This is a genomic window from Kitasatospora sp. SC0581, assembly GCF_048159585.1.
GTDB lineage: Bacteria > Actinomycetota > Actinomycetes > Streptomycetales > Streptomycetaceae > Kitasatospora.
Genome location: NZ_JBLRWA010000278.1, coordinates 1 through 338 on the forward strand (window position 1 = coordinate 1; position 338 = coordinate 338).

Consider the following 338-nt stretch of genomic DNA (forward strand, 5'->3'; position numbering starts at 1 on the left):
TGAACTTTATCAAATTGTCCGGGCAATCCGCGACCGCCAGGAAGAAACCGATGCAAAGCTTGATGCCCTGTCAATGGATGTCCACCATGCCCATGGCGAAATTGCAGGTGTCAAGGACGCTGTTAAAGAACTGCGTGAAGGGGTTATTTTTGTAAACCGTAAAGTCGCCGATACTGAATATGAAGTCAATCTGCTAAAACAAAGAAAGCAGTACTCCTTTTGGCTGAAGCGCTCCGAAAGAACAGCGTCCAGCAATAAAAGTAGCCAAATTGTAGTCAAACATCCGTTAAAAAGAACGAAACCCCTTGTTTAACAAGGGGTTTCGTGATCGGGGAATT

At 45.0% G+C, this 338-nt stretch carries 1 protein-coding gene; it reads left to right on the forward strand.

What is annotated here, in order from left to right:
- On the forward strand, positions 1-313 hold a 313-nt coding region (locus tag ACLWS4_RS38090; protein WP_416876582.1), incomplete at its 5' end, for a hypothetical protein.
- Between the last annotated feature and the right edge of the window lie 25 nt (positions 314-338).